The organism is Paraburkholderia lebeckiae, from assembly GCF_050436325.1.
Taxonomy (GTDB): domain Bacteria; phylum Pseudomonadota; class Gammaproteobacteria; order Burkholderiales; family Burkholderiaceae; genus Paraburkholderia; species Paraburkholderia tuberum.
Map to the genome: position 1 here is coordinate 493,634 of NZ_JBNDLZ010000001.1, position 21,927 is coordinate 515,560.

Below are 21,927 nucleotides of genomic sequence, written 5' to 3' on the forward strand. Positions count from 1 at the left end.
GTTAACTTGATTGCGTAAGTTCGAGCGAGGCATCGTGCTGCGGCTGCGCAGCCAACCCTGTGGATGAATCGACCATGACGGCGCCACTCGCGCGGATGCCGCGATCGGGACTGACCCAGCGCGCGCGCTTGCGGCGCCGCTGGCTGACGACGCCGGGCAATGCGATGACCGACGCAATCATGCTGATGGCCCAGAACGCGACCGGATACCAGACGGTGTCGATGAAATAGCGCAACAGGTTGGTGTCGTAGCGCCGGTCGATCAGACAGCCGAGCAGGATCTGCGCGCAGCCCGTGGCGAACAGCAGCACACCTGTGCCACGCGGGACGAAGGCGAAGCGCCATGTTTCGGGCAGCGTAAATATCGCCGTGACCGCCATCATCACAAGTGTGAACAGCATGCAGTACGCCCACACGATGCTGACTGCGTATTCCAGAAAGATCGGCCACATCATCATGTTGCGACGGGACAGCACCTCGCCCGCATACTTGAACAGCACCTGGATACCGCCCTTGGCCCACCGCAGACGTTGCTTGTAGAGGCCGCGGAGCGTCTCGGGCATCAGGATCCAGCTCAGCGCGCGCGATTCGAAATGAACGTGCCAGCCCTGCACCTGGAGCTTCCAGCTGATGTCGATGTCCTCTGTCAGCATGTCGGAACTCCAGTAGCCGACTTCCTGCAACGCGCGCTTGCGGAACATCGACACCACGCCCGATACCGTCAGCAAACGCCCGTACAAATGCTGTGTGCGTTTGATGAGGCCGACGATTGACGAGAATTCGCCCACCTGCATGCGTCCCAGCAGCGACGAGCGCGTGCGGATGCGCGGGTTGCCCGTCACGGCGCCCACCGACGCGTCATCAATAAAGTGGCGCAGCATCCAGCCGATCGCTTCCTTGTCGAGCAGTGAGTCGCCGTCAATGCACATCAGATACTCGGCGTCGCTCAGCATCGCTGCCGTCGTGAGGCCGATTGCCTTGCCCTCGTTCTGATGCTGATGCACGACCACCAGCTTCGGATAGACGTTGACCAGCTCGTTCAGGATCGCGCCCGTTTCGTCACGACTGCCGTCGTTGATTGCAATGATGGTGTAGTTGGGATAGTTCAGCTGATCCAGACACGCAATCACCTCGCGCACGTTGTCCGCCTCGTTGTAGCAGGGCACCACGACCGACACTTTCGGATAAGACGGGAGCGGTCCGGCCGTCTTCTGGCTCGCGTGCTTCCGTTCGATCAGCAGATAGTGCAGCAGTCCGCCGACCATCCACAGATACGCCATCAGCAGCGGATAGTAAAAGACGAAGTTCGATATGACGCTCATCACATTTTTCATTGTTGTCCCCTAGCATGGGCTGTGCGTGGGCGGGTTCACCCGACACTCAGCCCAACATTCCCTGGTTGGATCGCAGCGTGCCTTGCACCGACATCACGTCGCGCAACACGGTCGTGTCCGGCCGGTTCGCGATGAAGTCGTCGGGCCCGTAGCCCAGGTGCACGACGCCCGCCGCATTGAGCCGCTTCATCTGCGCGCGCAGCACGCCCGCTTCGACAGGGCGTTGCGACTCACGGTTGACGGCCGGCAACTCGAACACTGTCTTCGCCAGTGCGCCCGGCTGCTTCCCCACTGCCTTTGTCAGTCCGTCGAGCCATGCATCGTCCGGCCGTTCACCGGCGGCTCCGGGCGCCGCGACCAGTGCGATGAAGTCGTAATTCACGAGCGACGACGCGAGGCTCTGCGAGAAGTTGCGCTCCGCGTTCGCATCGAATACGGCTTCGGCGGGCAGCGTGCGCGCAGTCAGCACGTTGCCGCCGCCCTGATAGGCGCGCACCCGCTCGGCGAGCTGGTTCGTGAACGCGTTCAGATACGCGGTCTTGCCGGCGACCCAGCGCTGCATCAGTTCGTCCGATGCGTGGATCTGCGCGATGTCGGCCGGCAGGCCCCACGACCGGTAGACGGCAAGCGCCGCAGCGCCCGTGTCTTCGTAGGCGTTGAGCGTCGCATCCGGGCCGAACACCACGCCGTTGAAGCTCGCATAGCGCGTGAGGTCGTCGTACAGGTCCTGGATCACGGCGCGCGCGACGGGATCGAATGGGCTTAGGCGCGGCATGCGCGCGTCGCGCGCGGCATTTGGGCTGCCGGCCGCCACTTCGACGAGACGGCCCGAAGCCGGATGCTGCGGCGGCAATGCGAACGCGAGCAGTGGCATGCGGGCGTAGACCTGCACGCCGGCGCGCGTGATCAGTTGCCACGCGGTGCGGTTGAAGAGATCGGCGCGCATCGGCAGGTGGCGGTTCGGGAAGTACGTCGCGCGCGCAACACCCGTGTTGTCCGGGTCCGAATACGCCTGCAGATACACCGATTTCGGTTCGAGATCCTTGATGCGGTCGAGCAGCCGGCCGAGCTTCTCTTCACTCTTCTGCGGGTCCAGGTCGTACATCTCGTCGAGCGATACGTTGACGACGCGCTCCACCGGGTTGTGCTCGCCGCGATACGCCTGCGACGAACGCATCTGCGCGATCAGCGTGCCGACGTCCCAGTCGTACGACACGAGCAGACGCCGGATCTGCGTGAGCGGCACGTCGGGCGTGTTCGGCCCGTCGTCGAGCGTGAAGTGCACGGCCATGCCGAGCGCCTGCGATGCCTTGATCAGCGCAGCGTTGTACATGCCGTACGGCCATACCGCGGAGCGCACGGTGACGCCCGTGTTCTGCTGGATCAGATCGACGCTGCGCTGCAGGTCGCCCTTCACGCGTGCGTGATATTCGTCGTCGGTTTCGTAGCGTTTCAGATCGGCGAGATACAGATGCGCGCTGGCGGCGGGCAGCTCGTTGCCTTGCGGATTCGCAAGCGCGCCGTGATGCATGTGTCGTGCGTGTGCGACGCGATTTCGACGAGACCCGATTGCGCCATTTCGCGCAGATCGTTCCAGCTCATGAAGTAGTCGGGCGGCATCACGGACTTATGGCTGATCCGCACCGCCTGGCCGGCCGGTGTATCGGTCCAGCGCGTCACGACGCCGATCAGCGCCGGATAGCCGTATTGCTGCAACAGCGGGAACGCACGCGTGCACTGGCTTTTATAGGCATCGTCGAAGGTGAGCAGCACGGCGCGCGGCGGCAGGCGCGGGCCGCCGTTGCGTGACGCGACGATCTGATCGACGCTGACCGGGTGAAAGTCTTTCGCCTTCAGCCACGCGAAGATCGTGCTGAGCGTCGCAGTGCTGATCGCGCAGGTGTCGGCGACCGTCGACACGTCCGCGTGAAGGTCGTCGCGCACGTCGTGGATGGCGAGCACGCGGAACGTCAGACCGTCGTCAGCGTCCGGCGGCGGCAGACGGTCGAGCGCAAGACGTGCCTGCGCGGCGGGAACCGCGGCGAGGCCGGCGGCGAAAGTCAGAAAACGTCTGCGGGTGAGCTTGTCCATGATGGCCTACAGAGGAATGTTCAGGTTCAGGTAGATGAGCTTGCTGGTCTCGCGAACGCGGTCCATGCGCTGGCTCGCTACACCGATGCCGTAGGCGAGCGATGCGTGCGCGCTGAACTGCCACTGCTGTTCGAGGCGAACCTCCCACAGCATGCTGGTGCTGATGTCGGTCTGCCGGTAGCCACCGACCGTTGCATAGGCGCGGTTCGCGAGCGACTGGTCCGCGTTGCGCCACGAGGTCCACTGGTACATCGCAGTGAGCTGCGCGGTCAGGTCACGATGCGGACTGAAGTACGCGGCGTTCGTGAGCGTGTTGCTGCTCGTATTCAGCTCGACCCAGGTCGCGACGAGGTGGCTGGGCGTGTTGATCAGGCGCTCGTACCAGGTCGCCACCCACGACTGATTGAGGTTCGAGTCGCTGTAGCGCGCGGCACCGTAAGCGAGTTCGAAGTAGCGGTAATCGTCCACGTCGTAGCGGATCTCGCCCGTCGCCGCGCGGCCCGTTACGCCCGCCTGATAGGCCTTCCACGGCAGCGTGTTGACGTTGCTGTCGACGCCCGCCGAGAATTTCCAGTGATCGTCGGGCGCGAAGCGCAGACTGCCGGCGCCGCCCGTTTTCGCCTGCGGTCCTGTCGAGCGGTCCACTTCGGCGGCTGCATCGATGCCATGAAACCGGAAGTCGCCGCCGATGCCGTTGCGAATGCGGCTCACGCTGTTGCCGTCGCCGGTGTTTGCGCGTCCGCTGAACTGATGCGCGAAGACGCGCCAGTAGTTCGCGATCGGCATCGAATAGAGTTGCGTATCGACGCCCCAGTCGTTGTCCGCGATGACCGAGTTGCCCTTCTGTCCGTTCGCCGCGACGATCAGTTGCGGGCTCTTGTATGCCTCGAAGTCGCGTTGAAACGTCTTCACCGTGTTGTTGTCCGGGAAGCGGTCGCCGAACGTCGCGTTGACGTCCGCGGCGCGGTCGTACTGATTCAGTTGCAACGCGGTCCTGCCCAGGCCCGCAACCGTTTCCACGTCGCCGGGGTGATCGACGAGCGTGCCCGCGTAGACCTGCTCCGCCTGATGCGGGCGCTGCTGCACAAGCGTTGCATCCGCTCGTGCGCTGATCAACGCGGGATCGAACGGCGCTTCGTGACGCAGTTTGTCGAGCGCCGCAACGCCTTCGCGCGTGCGGTCCGTGTAGAGCAGGTACTGCGCCTGCAGCTTCTTCACACGGCCATAGTCTTCGCTGACGTCTTCCGGATGCTCGGCGAGATCCGCGCGAATCGGCGTGCTCGCCGTGATCGACTTCAGTAGTTGCTGCGCATTCTCGAAACGGCCCGAGTCGAGGTAGGCAAAGAAGAGACCTTCCTGCACGTCGATGCGCTTGAGCGCGTGCGGTTCGAGCGACGGCGTGAGTGGCTCGACAGGCGTCTGCAACGCACGCTCATAAGCCGGCGCGGCCTTGCGCGGCTCGTCGAGATAGGTGTAGGCGTCACCCGCAGCGGCGTAGGAATGCGCAGGCATCGGTTGCGGCGAGCGCGCGAGATCTTCGTACAGCGCCGTCGCTTCCTTCATGCGCCCGACGCCTTGCAGTACCGCGACACGTTCGGCGAGCACCGCACGGCGCAGGTCCCCGTAGTCTTCGCCGGCCGGCATGCGACCGAGCATGTCGTCGATGTGGTGAAGCGCGGCCCGGGTTTGCGCAAGCCGATCGGGCTCGTCCGTGGCGAGCGATTGCTGACGTCCCCAACGCACTTCCGTTTCAACGACGAGCGCTTCGATCTGCAGCAGATCATGTTCGGAGAATGCATCCGCACTGGCACGCGCCTCCTGCAACGCTAGTTGCGGAGCGCCCGCGCTGGCTTCTTCAAAAACGCGTTTGCGAAGCTGATCGCGTTCGGACACGACCTTCCCTTGCGCAACCGTGGTTTTCGCGATGGTCCCTTCTGCGACGTTCCCCGGTGCCTCCGACGCAGCGCTCGGCTGCGCCGCGCAATAGTCACGCATCAACAGCATCAGCAGCAGGGCTGTCGCCTTGACTGCCGCGTGCTTGCGTCGGCTAGAGCTTTTCGTTTTCATGGTTCCTCGTTTGTCGATGCCGACGTTCAGACAAATCGAGGCCATGCGTCATGCAAATGACGCATGGAGAACATTCAGAGAGCCTCGGAGGTCTGGCGTGCGGCGTGGAAGTTCAGGGTCTTATTCAGCATCCGGTCACTGCTTCGCAACGACCAGGTCCACTTGCGCGGCGAGGCATATAGCGAAGTTCGTACCAGGCGGCACCCGATCCTGCTCCGGCAACGATTCGGCTGCTGAAAGACTTTGCGGCGCAACGACCCGCCGCTATATTCGTTTCATCGGTGAACGGTTCGAAGAACGTCAAATTATCGTCAGGGACGCGAATAGCCAGTTGGCACGAAGGGCTCGCTCGACGCAGACCGATGCACAACAATGGCCTGCTTGTGCAATTGCACTAGAGGTGCGAAGTGTTTCAAACGTGATACAGCGCGCCAGCCATGCATCGATGATGATGCGTAAGGCGAAAACACCGCATCGCGTCGACGCCCTTTTGACGGGTGGAAAAACCCGGATGAAATCGATCTTGAACGGGAATAAGCCAGTACATCTCGATGCACGCGTGCAGAAAAACACTTCTGGAACGTTTGCCGCAAGATGTATCGCAACGCTTGCACCGCCCTCTTCGCGGCGACGCGTTCCCATGTGGGCTAACGCACAGAGCAAGCATGTGCGCGTTATGTATTGTCTCGCTGCACAAGAAAGAAGATAACAAAATCGGGCGCTCTAACGGGAGTGGCAGAGATCGCCGTAAGGCATACATCAGCGATGCTAAATAATATGATGACGGGGAAAACGATGCGCCAGGCGTGAATATCGAACCGCCGATAGACGCGGTGATTCATTGAGCCGACTTCACATGGAACGCGAACTGAAAATGAGTTTGGAGCGGGACAGGCGAAGAAGTTGCGCGACTCGCCTTTTCTCGCATCGCTGCTGACCAAGGGGTGGTGTCGCGACAAGAATGGCAGGACGAGATAAATCCGATATGATCAGGATGCTTATATCACCAGCGAATAGAAGTGGTCGGCGGCAATCCGCTGGATGCCAGCGTCTTTCACCTGTCCGTTTCTGATCATATGCGTCACTTCGATGCCTGACAGGATGACGCGTGGGGCGACCGATCGGCCGGTGGACTCCTTGCCGCTCATGCACTCGGCGCGTCGGGCATTTACTGCGGCACCGTGTTCCTGCCGACTCATGAATCGTTTGCCCACAACTACGACAAGCAACGCATTGTGGAGGCGCAGGCCAGCGATACTGTCCACACCGACGTCTATGCGATCAACTGGCCGCCGGGCGTGCCCGTGCGGGTGCTGGCCAGCGCTCGTTGAACCAGCAAGCGGCCGACCCGGGTGCCGTGTGACGAAGTGATCGCCGCCAGCGCAAATGGCATCCGGTTTCGTTCCTGCACCGCGGCGCGTGTCAAGCTACTTATCGCCTCAGTCATGCAGCCAAAGGCTGTCTAGGTGTGACGTGCGAGGCCATCGTGACGACTGACTCGCGCTCCGGATTGAGGGTGACGGCGCCGATTGGCGTCCAGTCTCGCGTGCAGCCTGACCGGGCTGTCGCTGAATACGGCCGCTTACCAGTCGCAAATTCTCAGCGCCGGCTTTAAATCAATTCCGCGTGGACAAGTTAAAGCGTTGAAGCGGCGCAGACCTTCAATCTAACGCGCAAGCAGACGCTGTAATTCGTAAGCGACATTTGGCGGCCGTCTTGACGATCAGAATTTGATCTCGACGAGGCGTTCGTTGACGTCCTGGAGGTCAAAGGCAGCAGGATCGAAGCTACCGCCACACCAGTCGAGCAACCGCTGGTGTTCATCATGAGCGGGATCGATGATCGTGTCGAGGAACTCGATGTAGCCGGGTACGCCGCCAACGTCTTCCGGCGGACAGGCATTGCGGCCGCCCAGGCAGATGGGCGAGCGCAACTCGGGATCAGGCGGCAGGACCTTCTCGATCTTCACACGGATGCTGCCAGTTGTCACCGTAATCGTAGATGTAGGTGAATGACTTCAGCGCACCGAGCGCACGGCCCAGGTTCACCCGCGCCTCGTTGAGCATCGGCGGGTCACTCGGGAAGTCCGGATCGGGCACCCCGTAGTTGGTGTCGCCGAACACGAATTCGTGCAGGTGGCCGCCATCCCAGCCCATCGCCCACAGCAGCACGACGTGCAGCTTCGGCAGCTTGATCGAGGCGGGGGCCAGTACCCGTCTCCAGACCGCTGGCTTCAGATACTTCAGCTCGATGTGCAACTGGTAGACCGGCACCTGTGAATTGACCGCGCGTAACGCGGGTTTGCGAGTCGATGCCATCGTCATGCGGCCTGCTGGAATGGCTGCTCCACCGGCATCAAATGCCACGGCAGCAACGCGTCGATCCGGTTGATGGGATGCTCGGCAATGCGCTCGAACACCGTGCGCAGATATGCATACGGTTCGATGCCATTCAGGCGTGCCGTTCCGATCAAACTGTAGATGACCGCCGCACTCTGTCCACCGCCATCAGAACCCGCGAACAGATAGTTGCGCCTGCCGAGAACCAGCGGCCTGATCGATCGCTCCGCGGTGTTGTTATCTATCTCGATGCGCCCGTCTTCACAGTAGCGCACCAGAGCAGGCCAGTTTCCCAGCGCATACCGGATCGCCTTGCCAAGGCCCGACTTCGCCGAGACCTGCGCGAGCGTATGTTCCAGCCAGTCCTTCAGTGTGTCTGCGAGCGGCAATGCCCGCGCCATGCGCACGGACTGCCGGACCTCCGGCTTGCGGCCGCGCACCTCGCGCTCGATGGCATACAGGGCCGCGATACGGCTGAGTGCCTCCTGTGCCACCGGCGAACGCTCCAGTTCGTACAGGTCGTAGAACTTGCGCCGCACATGCGCCCAGCATGCTGCCTCGATGATCGTGCCATCGCGGTACAGCGCATCATAGCCACTAAAGGCATCTGCCTGCAGGATGCCCGACCAGCCCTGCAGATGCGTACGAGGTCGCTCTCCCTTACGGTCGGGCGAGTACTGGTACCAGACTGCCGGGGGTGCCCGGCTGCCCGCCGGCTGGTCATCGCGCACATACGTCCACAAGCGTGCCGTACGTGTCTTGCCGCCTCCGGGTTCCAGCACCGAGACGGGCGTGTCATCCGTATGGATTTTCTGCGCCTCACGCACATACCGGCCAACGGCATCCACCAGCGGCTGCAGCAGTGCGGCGCACTCGCGAACCCACGCGGCCAGCGTGGCACGATCGAGTTCAATGCCGGCACGGCGATAGATTCCTGCCTGCCGGTATAACGGCATATGGTCAGCGTACTTGGCGACCATCAGCAAACGTTCGCAATTACCGATGAGCACCAATGACGTCGCGCCGCCCGCTTCTCTCCAGCAGCCTGCGACTTCCTTCACCGAGGTCATCACGGAAGCCGCGCCGTTCTGCTCCCGTGACCAGCCTCGACGATCTGATCGGTATTAAACCGATCGCAGAGGCGCTGATCAAGACGCTCCCCGGTAAGGCACGTACCGGACGGCTGGACGAAATGAAAGCGCTGGAGCTACTGCAGCAGATAGTTTTGCTCTGACCCAAACCAACCATTCACCTGAGTTCCGCGGCGGCCGGGCTGCCGGCGGAACGGAGTGCGATCTCCGCAGCCGTCACGGCCGGGGTCGTTGAGAAGCGAACCGTGCCTCGTCTCATAGCGGATTTGATGGCTTTCGCCGGATGAACCCGAAACGTATCACTTACAGTCAACTCGCCGGCGGCGTTTCTTCGTTTGCCGTAGACCGCACGAAATGTGTCACAGTTTCGCCAAGAAACGTGTCAATCGCGGCGCTTACTCTGTCGAGCGAGAGAATGTCTTGAAATTTTAAGCAGTTACCGCGTGCGAACGAATTGTGTCACCGCACATGTCGGCAAAGCGGCGATCATGGGCTGCTGTACCCGGGTCCAGGTACGAGAACCAATCAAATCACGAACCCAGTCGCCCAACGTCAAGACCATCGTTCCGGCCAACGCCTACGCATAGCCGAGGGTTTTGATAATCATATAGCCGACCTCCCTCCGTTCGAATCGAACGGCCGGCGTACAGTCAGGGTGCGAACACCGACGTGACGCACAGGAGGCCAGCATGAATAAGTTTAGTGGAATCGACCTGCACTCGAACAACAGTGTGGTCGTCGTTAGCGATGACGCTGACCGGGTTGTCTACCAGCGACGGTTGCCGAACGATCCGGTGCAGATCCGGGCGGCGCTGGCGCCGCACCGCGAAGATCTGGTGGGCGTGGTCATCGAAGCGACGTATAACTGGTACTGGCTGGTGGATCAGTTGATGAACGATGGCTACCGGGTGCATCTGGCCAACCCCGCGGCAATCAGGCAGTACGAGGGACTGAAATACAGTGGTGACTTCACCGATGCCGCCCATCTCGCACAACTGCTGCGTCTTGGACTATTGCCTGAAGGCTACATTTATCCAGCAGAAGAACGTCCGGTGCGTGACCTCTCTCGCAAGCGGATCCAACTGGTGCAGTGTCGTACGGCCCAGATCCTCGCGATTGAGAATCTGTTCTCACGCCATACTGGTGGGCAGATGCAAGGTGAGCGGGTTAAGCGTCTGGATGAGATGCAGGTGAATGGATTCGGTTTTGCATCTGACGTGACGCTCGCGATGCAAGCCAATCTCGCGGTCATGCAAACCTTGCAGGAGGAAATCGGGATCATCGAGAAGCGACTCATGGAGCGGGTGAAACTGCGCCCGGATTACGCGTTGCTGAACACGGTGCCGGGCATTGGCCCGGTTCTCGCAACCACGATCATGTTGGAAACCGGGACCATCTCCCGTTTCACCAAGGTTGGCAATTTCAGTTCGTACTGCCGCTGCGTAGACAGCCGGCGTGAAAGCAACAGCAGGAAGAAAGGCGAAGGTAATACGAAGAACGGCAACAAATATCTGGCGTGGGCGTTTGTCGAGGCGGCCAACTTCGCGATCCGCTCGTGCCCGGAAGCCAGACGCTTTTACGAGCGCAAGAAACGCTCGCGAAACGGGATTGTGGCGATCAAGGCGCTGGCGCACAAACTGGCGCGCGCCTGCTATCACATGCTTCGGGAGCACAAGTCATTTGAGGTAACCCGCTGCTTTGGCTAAAAGGTGGTGCAAGGGGAACGAGCCCAGTAATGCGACTGGTGGAAAGCCATGGTTTTGATTGGGCCTTTCCTTTGCCCCACCGACTGCTTGCGGATGACCGGGTCGCCCAGGCGATGAGCCACCATTGACTGGCGTTGCGCAGGCAACAGCCACGGTTCTGCGAAACCCATTGGACCTCGTCTGGCACCAACGTTTCTCTGGGGCGGCAATGGCCGCCAGGGCAGCCGTGAGTGACATCACGGCATGCTTGATCCCGATGGGTGTCTGGTGCGATCCGGTTCGCAACCAGTTTGGAGAAAACGGATGCGGCTACGATCGGCAGACAGCATGGCAGGTAACAGAAAGAATTCCGCCCGATTGCAGTGGCGATAAAAATACCATCGCCACTGCAATCGGGCGGTGAGTAAATTTGTGCCTTGACTTTGGTCGGCTGATGGGTGTCGCAATAGCGGTGCTGCGGTAAAGTGCGGGTTGCCAAAACTTTGCTTGTGCCCACGATGAAGAAGACCGCAACACCACGAATGGCCCTTGCTGCTGGCGTTGCCAAGGTGCTGCAGCGGTTGCACTATCCGCTGGACGTGATGTTGTTGTGCGTGCGGTGGTATGTGGCCTATTCGCTAAGTCTTCGGAATCTTGAGGAGATGATGGCTGAGCGCGCCATTGGCGTGGATCATTCAACAGTGCATCGTTGGGTCATCAAGTTGGTGCCTTTGTTCGAAAAGACATTTCGCAAGCACAAGCGCCCGGTGGGCAGGAGTTGGCGCATGGATGAAAGTTATATCAAGGTCAAAGGCTCGTGGAAATATCTTTATCGCGCCGTGGACAAGGCGGGCAACACCATCGACTTTCTGTTTAGAGCCAAGCGGGACAAGGCTGCTGCCCGGCGGTTTTTTGAAAAGGCAATCGGTCAGAACGGCTCGCCCGAGACGGTGACCATCGACAAGAGCGGTTCCAATCTGGCAGCGCTTCATGCGGTGAATGCCGAGCGCGAGACGCCCATCAAGATTCGTCAAGTCAAGTATTTGAACAACGTGGTCGAACAGGACCATCGGGCCATCAAACGCATCACTCGGCCGATGCAGGGGTTCAAGGACTTTGACTGCGCTCGCGTTATTCTCGGTGGCATTGAGACCATGCACATGATCAAGAAAGGGCAGATGAAATGCCGGGTAAAATCCCGCTGTCCGCTGCGCAGCAGTTCTACTCGCTCGTTTCATAAGGTATCCGTTGGATATCGCATTTTCTCGTCCCTCCCGTCTTACTGCGACACAACCAGAAATCGAACGCGCTCCCTGGGCGGGGATCGAGGCGGATTATCCGGCCGCGCAGATCCAGGAAGGCATTTGATCCGCAAAATTCGCCGAATATGGCGAGCTGGAAGGACCACACGTACAATGCCCGCGGCAGCGCACCGGTCCTATGCTTACTTCAACGTTCGACGATACACCGCAATGCGTATTCTTAATGGACATTGTTTACTGATCTTGAGTTTGTTGCTTGCCTGTTTGGCGCCGTCAACCGTGACGGCAGCAAGCTTTGACTGCAACAATGCCAAAACCCGTTTCGAGAAAACGGTTTGCGCGGATCCGAAGCTATCGGCTCAGGACTCAGCGGTGGCGCAGCGTTACCACGCGGCCTTGCCGTTGCTTTCGGAGCCGGGAAGAATGATTCTGCGCAGAGGGCAGGATCAGTGGCTCGAAGTCGTGAAAGTCCTGTGTCTTGGTCATAAGAGGAATGAAAGCCCTACCTCCTGTCTGCGACGGCAATACGCCGACCGATTCGAAGATCTGCGCAGCGCCTCCATGTCGATAGATCCCTTCGTGTTCAGCCGAATTGACCATTACACGTCAATTGGAAAGGAAACATATACCGGCATGCCTTTGGAACAGCACACGGGCCTGCCAAGAATCGATTACCCGCTTTCAACGCTGGCAGGACAATGGAATGCCGCGATAGTTCGAGCGGCGGCGACAGCGCGGGCGAACCGGTGTTTCGGAGACCCCGGAGATGCCAGCGACCAGTTTGTGAGTTTCACGGTCATGTCAGCGACGCCCGATTTCATCAACGTCGAGATGCAGCACCTTGAGCAATGCCATGGGGGAGCGATATCTGAAGATATAAACAACATCTCCTACTGGCTCAAGCCAACCCTGCATCGGCTTAAGGCCGAGGACGTGTTCAAGCCGGGTAGCGGATGGGAAACCTTCTTACGCGATCGCGCCTCGCGCGCGTTGAACGTCGACCCATTCTTTGCCGACCGCGTCAGCAAGGACGTGCGCGATCCGACGGCGTGGTCCTTCACCAAGGAGGGCCTTCTTATTACCTTCGACCCCGGTGAGGCAGATGCACTCGAGTCCGGTATTGTCAAATTAACCGTACCCTGGACCGATCTGCATCGTTTCCTTGCGCCAGGAGCGCCGATACCGCGATGATGATTTAAGCGCGGCCCCCGCGCTGGCCCCGCGAAGCACGAACGATCGACGCTACGAATGACACCGCCGCTGCGTGAAGGTCCATTGTCGTTGCAAAGCCGACCTCCGAATGTCCACGCGATAGCATGGACCAGTGACCGGAACTGGCCGAATGCGCGCCGACGGCGACCGCACCAAATCGACCCAACGCGGTCGACGACGCCGATCAGCACGTACACGACGTTGCGCTGGAGACCATTCGATGACCACTATTGCTTCAGGCTTTTATCCTTTTGGCAAGCTGATACAGGCTTGAGCTTCCCCCCGAGCAACTTGGTGATTGTCATCGTTGTCTTGTCGGTCTCGACCGACAGGCAACCGCATGAGTCGCCCTTATCGGTGTCCGGCATATGGTCGAAGCCACTAGCTTGCGTGTCGATCGATGCAATGGTCCACGTACCTTCGCGATCCGACAGGGTGAGGCTGGACGGCATGTCGTTCTCGATCCATCCACAGCGCGTTTGAGCTGCCACCACAGGCCGGGGCAGATATAACGCGACCAGCAAAATCGTTACGAAAGGAACGTCGAGGGCGAAACGCCGGCTTTTCATCGAATGAATTCTCAGGTTGATCAAGTCCAAGTCCTGCCAACGCGGATCATAAACGAATTTCTTAAGTGTTCACGAGAAATTGACTTGAAATTTGGAGCCATGGCCGGATAGCAGCTCGGCGAGTTCGGCGTCGATGGTTTCCTTCGTCCAGGTGACGAAGCGGCGCCAGTGATATTTCATGTGTTTCCAGACAATCTCGATGAGGTTGAGTTCGGGACTGTATGGCGGCAGATAGAAGAGCAGTGCTTTATGTTCGAAACCAGCGGTCAAGCGTGTCCTGATCAATGCTGTGATGGACGCTCGCATTGTCGAGCACGATCACAGTGGGCCGGCCATCGCCCTGCCGGATCATCGAGTCGAGAAATTCGACGACATCGGGGCCCTTCACCGTCGTGGCGCTCGCGGCGTAGATAAAACTGTTCTCGCCGAAGTTCAGCGCGGCGGCTACGTTGCGCCTGCAATGGCAGTTGGGCTCGACACCATGGGGCAGACCTCGTGGTGACCAGCTTCGCTGAACGGGCGGTGCTGCGCGAAAACCTGCTTCGTCCAGATAGAACAGCCGGCACTGCCCGTCGCGCGCGGCACATTGCAGCTTCGCGAGCGTGGCCGCTTTCAGCCGGAACGCCTCTTCGTTGCGCTTTTTTTGAGCGTGTAGCGATTGCGCTTGAACGAGAAACCTTCGCGCTTGAGCGTTGCACCGAGCGTTTCGATCTGGCATGGCAGCGGTTCCCCGTGGATGGCTTGCACGCGCTGCGCAATCTGGGCCAGGGTCAACGGCTCGGCTCGCGCCACCTCGAGGGCCGTGGCGATCATCGCTTCGGACAACGCCGGTCGGCGACCACCGTTATGACCGCCGATCAGGCCGCACACGCCACTGTCGCGCCACGCATGCGACCAGTTGTAGACGCTTTGTCCGCTCACACCAAGCTGCCCGGCGATGACCTTGGGTTTGATCCCGCGCCCGAGCAGCAACAGGCCCGCCGCTCGCGTGCGCGTGTCCCGATGTATGTGATTGATCGACAACTGCTGCAACGTCATTTCTTCGGCTTCGCTCAGCTCTACCACACACTTCATCCGCTACCCCGGCATCATGAAGGCGCCAGGTTAGCGAAATTCAAACGGATTTACCAGGAACACTTAACTCGTCGCGACCATATCTCGATACTAACTTAGTAATACTGATTTAGTAAAACACCTGACATGATGTCGCGAACAACCCAACAGAAATATAATGGCTTCCACACATCAAATTATTCAGGAAGCTGTTGCTCATCCCTCTCATACAGCGCGACGTATGCCTCTATCGGGCGAACCATGGTCGGCTTGCCAACCCATTTGGCCCAACTTTTCATCGCCATCCAGATCATATCGAGTGTCTGTTGTGGCAGCCCTTGCTGCGAAATCGCTTTGGCTATTACTGCAACGTGCTTTTCCTTTAGCCCCTTCGGAGACGCGATTTTGTACCCATTCTCATACAGGATATCGACCACTCGAGGCAACACGTTGTGGTACATATTGTATATGCGCGTTCCATACGGTCCACCGAACTGGTCGATGAGCATCCGTATCTGCCGCTTCATGTCGGCTCCCATGTGCGCCCCTTCCGTCGATCAGTGATGCAACTTGAAGTTCTTCGCCTTTGACGATCAGGTATTGCCCATCGTCAGGATGAACAATATCTCGATTTCTCGCGATCCGGAAGTCACAAACTGACCATTCTCGACACGAACTGTTTCACGTAAGGAAAAGTCGCCTCGAGTTTGTCCCGTCATCCAAGATATGATCGTCGGCATGGATCACCTGGGAATGGTCATTGATGAAACAGTTACAAGATCGTCGTCACGAATCCAATTTTTTGCGGGGATAAATTGTGTTTCAACAGGAAGCGGAAAGACTTATCCAGCGCTTTTGTATCTTTGGCGCGAGCAAGAAAATTCTCGACTCGTCTCACCGCCTTGTCGTCCGGTCACGTGGCACGGCCCTCGCGTATCGGAATTGCCTTTCGAACTTTTTGTCGTTTCGCGCTGCTGGCGGCTACCCGCACGCTGGACCTTTCCTGCGCGTTGAGATGGACGAGTTCTTGTTCCTGAGCAGCCTGACATGGCAACAAAAGACAGTCGATCAGCACAGGCAAGCTCTCTGCAAGGTGTTCTCAGTAGACTTGCCGCGTTACAAGGCCGCAATCCCGAGCTATGCACATGGGCGCGCCTACACGGACGCGGAATTCGAACGGATACTGCAAGCCACTGGACCCAAACACCGTCTTGCGGTCGCGTTGCTGTATCACTGCGGTCTACGCACCGAAGAAGTACTCAGAATTTACGATATCGGGTTACGCCCCCCCTCTCCAGATCGACCATGGCCCGACGACCTCTTTGCGGGCCTGAAAGAATTTTTCCTCTGCACATGCACAGGAAAAGGGGGGCTCACACGGAAGATCGCGATTCCTCTATGGCTATATGCCAAGCTCGAGCAGCACCGACTTACCCAACCCTCCACAACTCGCAACCGCGGAAAAAACTTCAAGTCGCATTTTGGTATTGTCGGCGGTCAGGCTCTCTCAATGGCATTTACACGTGCCTCGAAAATTGCCCTGGGCTTTAGCCTCGGTGCCCATGGGCTGCGGTATTCATATATCCAGCGGAGACTCGCGCAGCTGGAATCACTCCATTTCTCTCCGCTGGATCGGCTCGCCATCTGCAGCGCTGAAGCGGGTCATTTTAGGGAAGACATAACCTTACATTACACAACTCCGAGGAAATGACCCTTGTCCAAGCCTGACCTACCGACTGGACTGTTGGCCCGGAAACAGCGGAGCGGTCGAACCTTCTTTTACTTGCGGATAAGCCCGGATGAGAAGGAAGTGCCGTTAGGTGGCGAACAGGCGGTCGCGCTCGCCCGATACCAGGTTATTCAGAGAGACCGGTTTCTCACGACGACGAAAGGCGGAGACATTCGCGCACTTGACCTGATCTCCCAATTCAAGCGATGCAGCACGCCTCCTACAGATCGCCACGGTCAGTCGAGGCGAAAGTTTGAACTCAAGGCACTGGTTGACTTTTTTACCGAGACACGAAATCCAACAATTGATTCGATCCCAGCGAAGCACCGGTTTGAACAGTGGGTACTGCGCCGTGACGAGGTTAGAAATCTGGATTCGGTGGGACTGTTCCGGAGAATTTGGGGCTTCTTCTTCAAAAACGGCTATATTGTGCTTCAATGTCCGTGGGCAGTCACCGGGCAGCACGGGGAACGTGTGACACTCGAACTCTCGGATATCTTGTATCCGTATTCCGAAACACCGCTCAGGGAGATACTTCAAGTTTTGCTACGGCAGAGCAGCGATCCCTCGACACTTTTCAAAGGCGAAGATCTTGACGCACAGAAAGACTTTTCCTACGCGCTGCTGCGCGCAAAGGACGCTGCGTGTCGTGACCTCGAGCAAAGCCTGCGAAATGATCTGATTCCAGCACTGCACAATCTCACCGGCGCAATGCTGTCAGATGCCATCTTGTCGGCAACCCGAGTCAAGAATCTTCCGCCCGGCAAGATCAATCTCACTAACCAGACGCGCTCAATCATTTCGTCGGCTCGACAGCTTGTTTCATCGGGCAACTCCAAAAGCGAGATCGACACATGAGATGCCGCAGCGGTCATCGGCGCACGCGTTGGGCAACCTGCTCAGTGATCTTCAAAATATTCGGCGTAGGAGTCATCGAACATTTTAGTCCCAATGGGGCTGCCGGCATCCTGGCCAAGAATTTTCCCAGAACCCGCCGTCATGCCCGCCACCTGTACGGAATGAATGCCCCCCGCCGCAGGCCACATGCCATCGGCACCACCCTCACAAAAGAACATTTCCAATACCTGCTTGCAGAAGCGCGACCGGTAGTGTGGGGGCATCTCAAGTAGCGGCGTCAAGGCCGCCGGATACTCGACTGCGTTGAATGTGAGCTGGAGCTTCAGGGTTGCTTTCATCAAAACCTCTGAGCGGTCATGGCAGCTTCCCCTGCCAGAAGGAAACCAATCGCGTTTGCGACTTGCGGGCGGTCCACTGTATGCACATCGAAGCCGAACGTTCGCTGGAGCGCCTCCACGTAGTATCGCGCCGCGCCACCCGCCGAGTAGACTACAAGGTCCTCACACGTTCCAACCATTGTGACGAGCGCCCGCGCAATAGGATAGGTCACGTGAAGCGCATCACGGAGGAACGGTTGGAGATCGACCAGTTTGCCATAGACGTGCAAAGGCTGGTTGAGACGCAGGGCGCGGTCAATCCGGTCAATGTTGTCCACGCGCTCTCCCAGGGACTCTCCAACAAGTCGCGCGACTTCGCGGATCACAATTGCTGCTCCGCCGGGTCGGCCAACACTTCGTGCCAGGTCAACCTTTGTTCCACTCTCGACAGTAATCAGGTCCGAAGTGTGCCAGCCGCTGTCAATCAGGCAGACCGTTGTGTTGGGCGCAGCGGCCGTCGGAACTGTCGCACGCAGATACGCGAGTGCACCCAGCGGCTGAGGAATTACGGCCACCTTCTCTATTTTGCACACGCCATATGGGCCAAGGTCATGCGCGCCCGCGAAACGACGCTTCAGGAACTCAGCATGACGCATGGTGTGAAGCGGCAAACCAAGCACCAATCGGCGCACATTGCGCGCGCCAGTCTTGAGAAGGCTTGCCAGAACGAGCGCCGCATACTCTTGTTCCCGCGGAAAGTTGTCTGTCTCTGCTCGCACGGTCCGTGAGCCGGCAATGCTGTCGGGCTGTGTGTCCACCATAAACATGGAATCGTCGACCGGAATCTCGAAAGTCGTCTTTTGTTCGGGAAACAGACTGGTCGCTGCCGTGAGGCTAGAATTGATCTTTCTGATCGCGAGAGATGGGAAGGATGTTGTCTCGATTGAGCCGAACTGACGCACCGCGCATTTGACACCGTAGTATCCAATATCGCACCCCAGCACTTCAATATCACCCGTCATAGCTCGTTATCCTTAGAAAGATTACCTTCCACAATCGCCTTCATGCGTTTTTTAGCAGAATCGACATGCTTCTTAATTTCTGTTCTCCGAGTTAGCAAAAAAACTTTTCCTTAGTCATCCTTATTTAACTAGCATCACGAATTCTCTGCGTATCCGAGAGAACACCAAATCCGAATTCGAATCTTCTTCAAATATTGAACCCAGGCGGCAACATGCGGTGAATACCTCATCGATTCCGATGAGGCCTCGATTCCCCCGTTACAAGCAGAAATCAAACAACAGGAACAACGAGCAGTGAAAGGTTGTGACGCCACTTCAGGCGTGCGCGGCCCCGCGAGGCGCGGCTTCTTTTACGGAAGCCCCATAGCCAGAACGAAAACGTCCGTCCAGCCAGAAGGCACGTTCATGTTGATGGGGTAAGCGCCAGATTTCCTCGATCTCAAAATTCCTCGAGCAGATCAAGCCATTCCCCAGCTTTGGATTGCATGCGGCGCGAAAGCGCCGAGTCGTTGAGCGCACCTACATCTGATCACTTTTCGACTTCCAAAAGCTCAATTCATTTCGCACCATCCAATTTTCACATTCAAAAGATTGATTCGCGTTTTCACTCCTTCGTTGTGACCCCTCATTACAGGGGCTTCGATTCAGGTTGTACCAATCATGCCGCGGAGGCGGCCTTAGAGCTGAAAGTGATCGTACTTGCGATCGGATACACGACGCAAGTGTCCCGAGCGATTTACTGTTTCATTTAAGGCGTGGCCCCCCTATTTCGGTTGAGGTTGCCACCTGCAAGTCCACGGTATGGATGGGACACGAGCATTGCTGTTTGCTCGAATGAAGCAGAGGTACGATGGAAGAGGCCTGTGGAACCGCACGGGCTGCCAGACGAATGCTCCGTTGCACAGTGCATGTATAGAGGCGGAGATCCGCCATAACCTGTCACTTCGAGGCGTGATTGATTCGCCGCTGAAGCGCACGTGCGCTCAATGAATCAGGCGGACCGCTGGAACACTGGCTGTCAGTGCGCTTTCTTATGGAGACCATGAAGCTCAGCCACCGTGGTGCGCAGATGCTTTGGTCAGGATCTGGGTGGTCTGTTCGAATTCCTGATTCTCACGCTCCAGCCTCATGATCTGCTGTTGGTCCAAGTGGTGTCGGGCCAGCCCAAAGGCACCGCTACCTCCTCATGACGTCGCCCTCACTGGATTTGCCCCTGTACCTCCGGACACCGCCTCACACTTGAGTTGATGAATCGGTTTTGCGCCTGAACTCGCGTGGCGAGCGGTACTTCAGCGCTCTATGAGGGTGCTGCTCGTTGTAATGCTCGAACGCGACCGCGAGATTGCGCGCTGCGGTTGCGACATCTGGCTTCGGCATGAAGGCGACATAGTCTCGCTTCATCGTTTTCACGAAGCTTTCTGCCATGCCGTTACTTTGCGGGCTGCACACCGGTATGGTCAACGGTTTCAAACCAATGTCAGACGCAAAGGTCCTGGTTTTCTCCGCCGTGTAGCCTGAGCCGTTGTCCGTCGGTCATTCAATTTCAGCCGGTGCCTTCGGGACGTTGCCAAAGCGCTTCTCGACGGCTGCCAGCATGACGTCACGCACCACGTCGCCACTGTGGCCACCAGTTGTCGCCACCCAGCTCATCGCTTCACGGTCACAGCAATCCAGAGCGAACGTGACACGCAGCGGCTCACCGTTGTCGCAATGAAACTCAAAGCCGTCCGAGCACCAGCGCTGGTTGCTCTTCGCCACCGCGACCTTGCCATCATGCCGGCGCTGCGGGCGTGGAGGGAGCGCTTTGCACTGTAGCAGCAGGCCGTGAACGCGCATTACCCGGTACACCCGTTTGGCATTGACGGGGGCCGCGCTCTGGTTCTCCCGCTGCCGACGCAACATACCCCAGACCCGGCGATAACCATAGCTCGGCAGGTCAGTGACGGTCAGCCGTATTTCTTCGACCAGCCCGGCATCGTCCGTCTTCCTGGCGCTGCGTCCATCCTGCCAGTCGGCTGGACGTGCAAGCCTTGCCGCCACGTTTGAGCGCGCTACGCCGAGAACGTCGCAGACCTGCTTCACTGCTCGTCCCCCGGCAATGATGGTGAGCGCGCAATCCATTTTCGCGACTTCGCCACCTCCACCGCCTCACGGAGAATCTCGTTCTCCATTGTCCTTTTGCCGAGCAGTCGCTGGAGTTCCCTGATTTACTTCAGCGCATCGCTCAGCTCCGACGCTGGTACGACTTCCTCGCCGGCACTGACAGCCGACAGGCTGCCATCCTGATACAGCTTGCGCCAGTGAAACAGCTGATTCGGATTCACGCCGTGCTGGCGTGCAACCATCGAGACCGACTTGCCCGGCTCGAAACTCTCTCTCACCATCGCCAGCTTCTCTTCCGCTGACCACCGCCGCCGGCGTTCCGGTCCCGTCAACACTTCCATCACTTCTTGTTTGTTGTTAGTCAAAAACACAGTCGTATGTCTACCCGCTATTTTAAGTGGGAAACTGTGTCCGGCGATTCAGGGGGCCGCTCCACTCACCGTTCGCGAGCTTCCAGCGCGGCACGATCGCCCCAATCGCTTCCCCTGATAGGGGTGTTCTGACTGACGCCCAAATTCCATACTCACCGCGCGCTTCTGCACTCCGGCGAATGACGCAGCGACTTCTCGTTTGTGCCTTCCGCTACCCCATTCACTTAGACGTTCGCGTTCCGGGAAAATCCAGGGGCGGCTCGCGTATGCCGTGGAACAACGTCTCAGATTGAGAAGCATGCAACAAAGAGGCCGGATAGGCGTTTCGCCTGTGTTGTCAACGCCGATTAGAAACTGACCCACCGCAGGCCGCCACCATCGTCATGCCTCGTCTAGCCCAGCAGCTCGCCTCCTTGCGCAAACAGCGCGACGAAATCGCCGCCGAAGTTGAGCGACTGGCGCTTGCTCACCCTCTTTGGCCAGTCCTGACCAGCATGCCAGGAGTCGGTGTCAGGACTGCCGCCAGACTCCTCACCGAGGTCGCGCACAAAGCATTCGCATCGGCAGCTCACTTGGCGGCCTGTCGCTGGCCTCGCACCAGTTACCCGGCGCTCAGGCTCATCCATCCGTGGCGAGCATCCGTCCAGGCGCGGCAACAAGGTACTCAAACGCGACTTGTTTCTATCGGCCTTTGCGGCCTTGAGAGACCCCATCTCACGGGCTTACTACGCGCGCAAGGTCCAGCAGGGCAAGCGACATAACCAGGCACTCATCGTAAGCACCTCACGACGACCGTCGTAGACGGCGGCGAGAACCGACATCAAA

The 21,927-nt window shown here is 58.7% G+C and carries 19 protein-coding genes and 4 pseudogenes; 8 read left to right on the top strand and 15 right to left on the bottom strand.

Features of this window, described 5'->3' with window-relative positions:
- Position 1 precedes the first annotated feature (1 nt).
- The 5 genes from pgaC to OKW44_RS02445 form a co-directional block, all read right to left on the bottom strand.
- Positions 2-1,321, bottom strand: a complete 1,320-nt coding sequence (gene pgaC, locus OKW44_RS02425) for a poly-beta-1,6-N-acetyl-D-glucosamine synthase (RefSeq protein WP_018420567.1) — start codon at positions 1,319-1,321, stop codon at positions 2-4.
- 58 nt (positions 1,322-1,379) lie between these two features.
- Positions 1,380-2,864 (bottom strand): poly-beta-1,6-N-acetyl-D-glucosamine N-deacetylase PgaB, encoded by a 1,485-nt coding sequence (gene pgaB, locus OKW44_RS02430; protein WP_429409384.1) that lies wholly within the window; start codon positions 2,862-2,864, stop codon positions 1,380-1,382.
- The gene (locus OKW44_RS02435) at positions 2,786-3,424 is read right to left on the bottom strand and encodes a polysaccharide deacetylase family protein (protein ID WP_429409386.1); all 639 of its coding nucleotides are present in this window, start codon (positions 3,422-3,424) and stop codon (positions 2,786-2,788) included. Before OKW44_RS02435 ends, pgaB begins: the two co-directional genes overlap by 79 nt.
- A 6-nt stretch (positions 3,425-3,430) precedes the next feature.
- On the bottom strand, positions 3,431-5,491 hold the full coding sequence (gene pgaA / locus OKW44_RS02440) for a poly-beta-1,6 N-acetyl-D-glucosamine export porin PgaA (RefSeq protein WP_018420565.1): 2,061 nt from the start codon (positions 5,489-5,491) through the stop codon (positions 3,431-3,433).
- A gap of 998 nt (positions 5,492-6,489) precedes the next feature.
- Positions 6,490-6,639 carry a hypothetical protein gene (locus tag OKW44_RS02445; RefSeq protein WP_429409388.1) on the bottom strand — a complete coding sequence of 50 codons (150 nt, stop codon included), beginning with the start codon at positions 6,637-6,639 and terminating at the stop codon, positions 6,490-6,492.
- Between the two features lie 33 nt (positions 6,640-6,672).
- Between OKW44_RS02445 and OKW44_RS02450 the strand changes: the two genes are divergently transcribed.
- Positions 6,673-6,822 carry a hypothetical protein gene (locus OKW44_RS02450; protein WP_239499094.1) on the top strand — a complete coding sequence of 50 codons (150 nt, stop codon included), beginning with the start codon at positions 6,673-6,675 and terminating at the stop codon, positions 6,820-6,822.
- Positions 6,823-7,214: 392 nt separating this feature from the next.
- Here OKW44_RS02450 and OKW44_RS02455 read toward each other — a convergent pair whose 3' ends face one another.
- From OKW44_RS02455 to tnpC, 3 genes and pseudogenes are all read right to left on the bottom strand, one after another.
- A complete protein-coding gene (locus OKW44_RS02455; protein WP_343219821.1) occupies positions 7,215-7,460 on the bottom strand; it encodes a plasmid pRiA4b ORF-3 family protein in 246 nt (81 codons plus the stop codon).
- Entirely contained in the window at positions 7,432-7,815 is a 384-nt protein-coding gene (locus tag OKW44_RS02460) for a plasmid pRiA4b ORF-3 family protein (RefSeq protein ID WP_343219820.1), read from the bottom strand. Before OKW44_RS02460 ends, OKW44_RS02455 begins: the two co-directional genes overlap by 29 nt.
- Positions 7,812-8,813 (bottom strand): annotated as a pseudogene (gene tnpC / locus OKW44_RS02465) (IS66 family transposase); the annotation flags it as partial. The gene OKW44_RS02460 and the pseudogene tnpC, both read right to left, overlap by 4 nt.
- 113 nt (positions 8,814-8,926) lie before the next feature.
- Between tnpC and OKW44_RS02470 the strand changes: the two are divergent.
- The 4 genes from OKW44_RS02470 to OKW44_RS36955 all read left to right on the top strand — a co-directional run bounded on the left by OKW44_RS02470 (position 8,927) and on the right by OKW44_RS36955 (position 13,059).
- Positions 8,927-9,064, top strand: a complete 138-nt coding sequence (locus OKW44_RS02470; protein WP_018420560.1) for a hypothetical protein — start codon at positions 8,927-8,929, stop codon at positions 9,062-9,064.
- Between the two features lie 546 nt (positions 9,065-9,610).
- Positions 9,611-10,627 (top strand): IS110 family RNA-guided transposase, encoded by a 1,017-nt coding sequence (locus OKW44_RS02475; RefSeq protein WP_018418421.1) that lies wholly within the window; start codon positions 9,611-9,613, stop codon positions 10,625-10,627.
- 521 nt (positions 10,628-11,148) lie between these two features.
- Positions 11,149-11,846, top strand: a protein-coding gene (locus OKW44_RS02480) for an IS6 family transposase (RefSeq protein WP_429409441.1) whose coding sequence is annotated in 2 segments (ribosomal slippage) — positions 11,149-11,794 and positions 11,794-11,846 — 699 coding nt in all. Because the reading frame shifts where the segments join, the coding sequence is not laid out codon by codon here.
- 232 nt (positions 11,847-12,078) lie between these two features.
- The gene (locus tag OKW44_RS36955) at positions 12,079-13,059 is read left to right on the top strand and encodes a lysozyme inhibitor LprI family protein (RefSeq protein WP_239499092.1); all 981 of its coding nucleotides are present in this window, start codon (positions 12,079-12,081) and stop codon (positions 13,057-13,059) included.
- A gap of 248 nt (positions 13,060-13,307) precedes the next feature.
- Here OKW44_RS36955 and OKW44_RS02490 read toward each other — a convergent pair whose 3' ends face one another.
- The 4 genes and pseudogenes from OKW44_RS02490 to OKW44_RS02505 all read right to left on the bottom strand — a co-directional run bounded on the left by OKW44_RS02490 (position 13,308) and on the right by OKW44_RS02505 (position 15,241).
- Positions 13,308-13,673 (bottom strand): DUF4087 domain-containing protein, encoded by a 366-nt coding sequence (locus OKW44_RS02490; RefSeq protein WP_018420559.1) that lies wholly within the window; start codon positions 13,671-13,673, stop codon positions 13,308-13,310.
- A gap of 45 nt (positions 13,674-13,718) precedes the next feature.
- Positions 13,719-14,367 (bottom strand): annotated as a pseudogene (locus tag OKW44_RS02495) (IS630 family transposase).
- Positions 14,262-14,723 carry a helix-turn-helix domain-containing protein gene (locus tag OKW44_RS02500; RefSeq protein ID WP_018420548.1) on the bottom strand — a complete coding sequence of 154 codons (462 nt, stop codon included), beginning with the start codon at positions 14,721-14,723 and terminating at the stop codon, positions 14,262-14,264. The pseudogene OKW44_RS02495 and the gene OKW44_RS02500 overlap by 106 nt, the downstream one beginning before the upstream one ends.
- A gap of 176 nt (positions 14,724-14,899) precedes the next feature.
- Positions 14,900-15,241: a hypothetical protein gene (locus OKW44_RS02505; RefSeq protein WP_018420558.1), complete on the bottom strand. Its 342-nt coding sequence runs from the start codon at positions 15,239-15,241 to the stop codon at positions 14,900-14,902.
- A gap of 278 nt (positions 15,242-15,519) precedes the next feature.
- Here OKW44_RS02505 and OKW44_RS02510 point away from each other — a divergent pair, with 278 nt between their 5' ends.
- Positions 15,520-16,413 (top strand): site-specific integrase, encoded by an 894-nt coding sequence (locus OKW44_RS02510; RefSeq protein ID WP_018420557.1) that lies wholly within the window; start codon positions 15,520-15,522, stop codon positions 16,411-16,413.
- Positions 16,414-16,416: 3 nt separating this feature from the next.
- A complete protein-coding gene (locus tag OKW44_RS02515; protein ID WP_018420556.1) occupies positions 16,417-17,289 on the top strand; it encodes a hypothetical protein in 873 nt (290 codons plus the stop codon).
- 41 nt (positions 17,290-17,330) lie between these two features.
- On the opposite strand, the gene OKW44_RS02520 is transcribed toward OKW44_RS02515, so the two are convergent.
- The 3 genes and pseudogenes from OKW44_RS02520 to OKW44_RS02530 all read right to left on the bottom strand — a co-directional run bounded on the left by OKW44_RS02520 (position 17,331) and on the right by OKW44_RS02530 (position 21,072).
- The gene (locus OKW44_RS02520; RefSeq protein ID WP_018420555.1) at positions 17,331-17,627 is read right to left on the bottom strand and encodes a hypothetical protein; all 297 of its coding nucleotides are present in this window, start codon (positions 17,625-17,627) and stop codon (positions 17,331-17,333) included.
- Entirely contained in the window at positions 17,627-18,628 is a 1,002-nt protein-coding gene (locus OKW44_RS02525; protein WP_018420554.1) for a ParM/StbA family protein, read from the bottom strand. The genes OKW44_RS02520 and OKW44_RS02525 overlap by 1 nt, the downstream gene beginning before the upstream one ends.
- Before the next feature lie 1,233 nt (positions 18,629-19,861).
- Positions 19,862-21,072: pseudogene (locus OKW44_RS02530) on the bottom strand (IS3 family transposase).
- Positions 21,073-21,470: 398 nt separating this feature from the next.
- Between OKW44_RS02530 and OKW44_RS02535 the strand changes: the two are divergent.
- Positions 21,471-21,903: pseudogene (locus tag OKW44_RS02535) on the top strand (transposase); the annotation flags it as partial.
- Between the last annotated feature and the right edge of the window lie 24 nt (positions 21,904-21,927).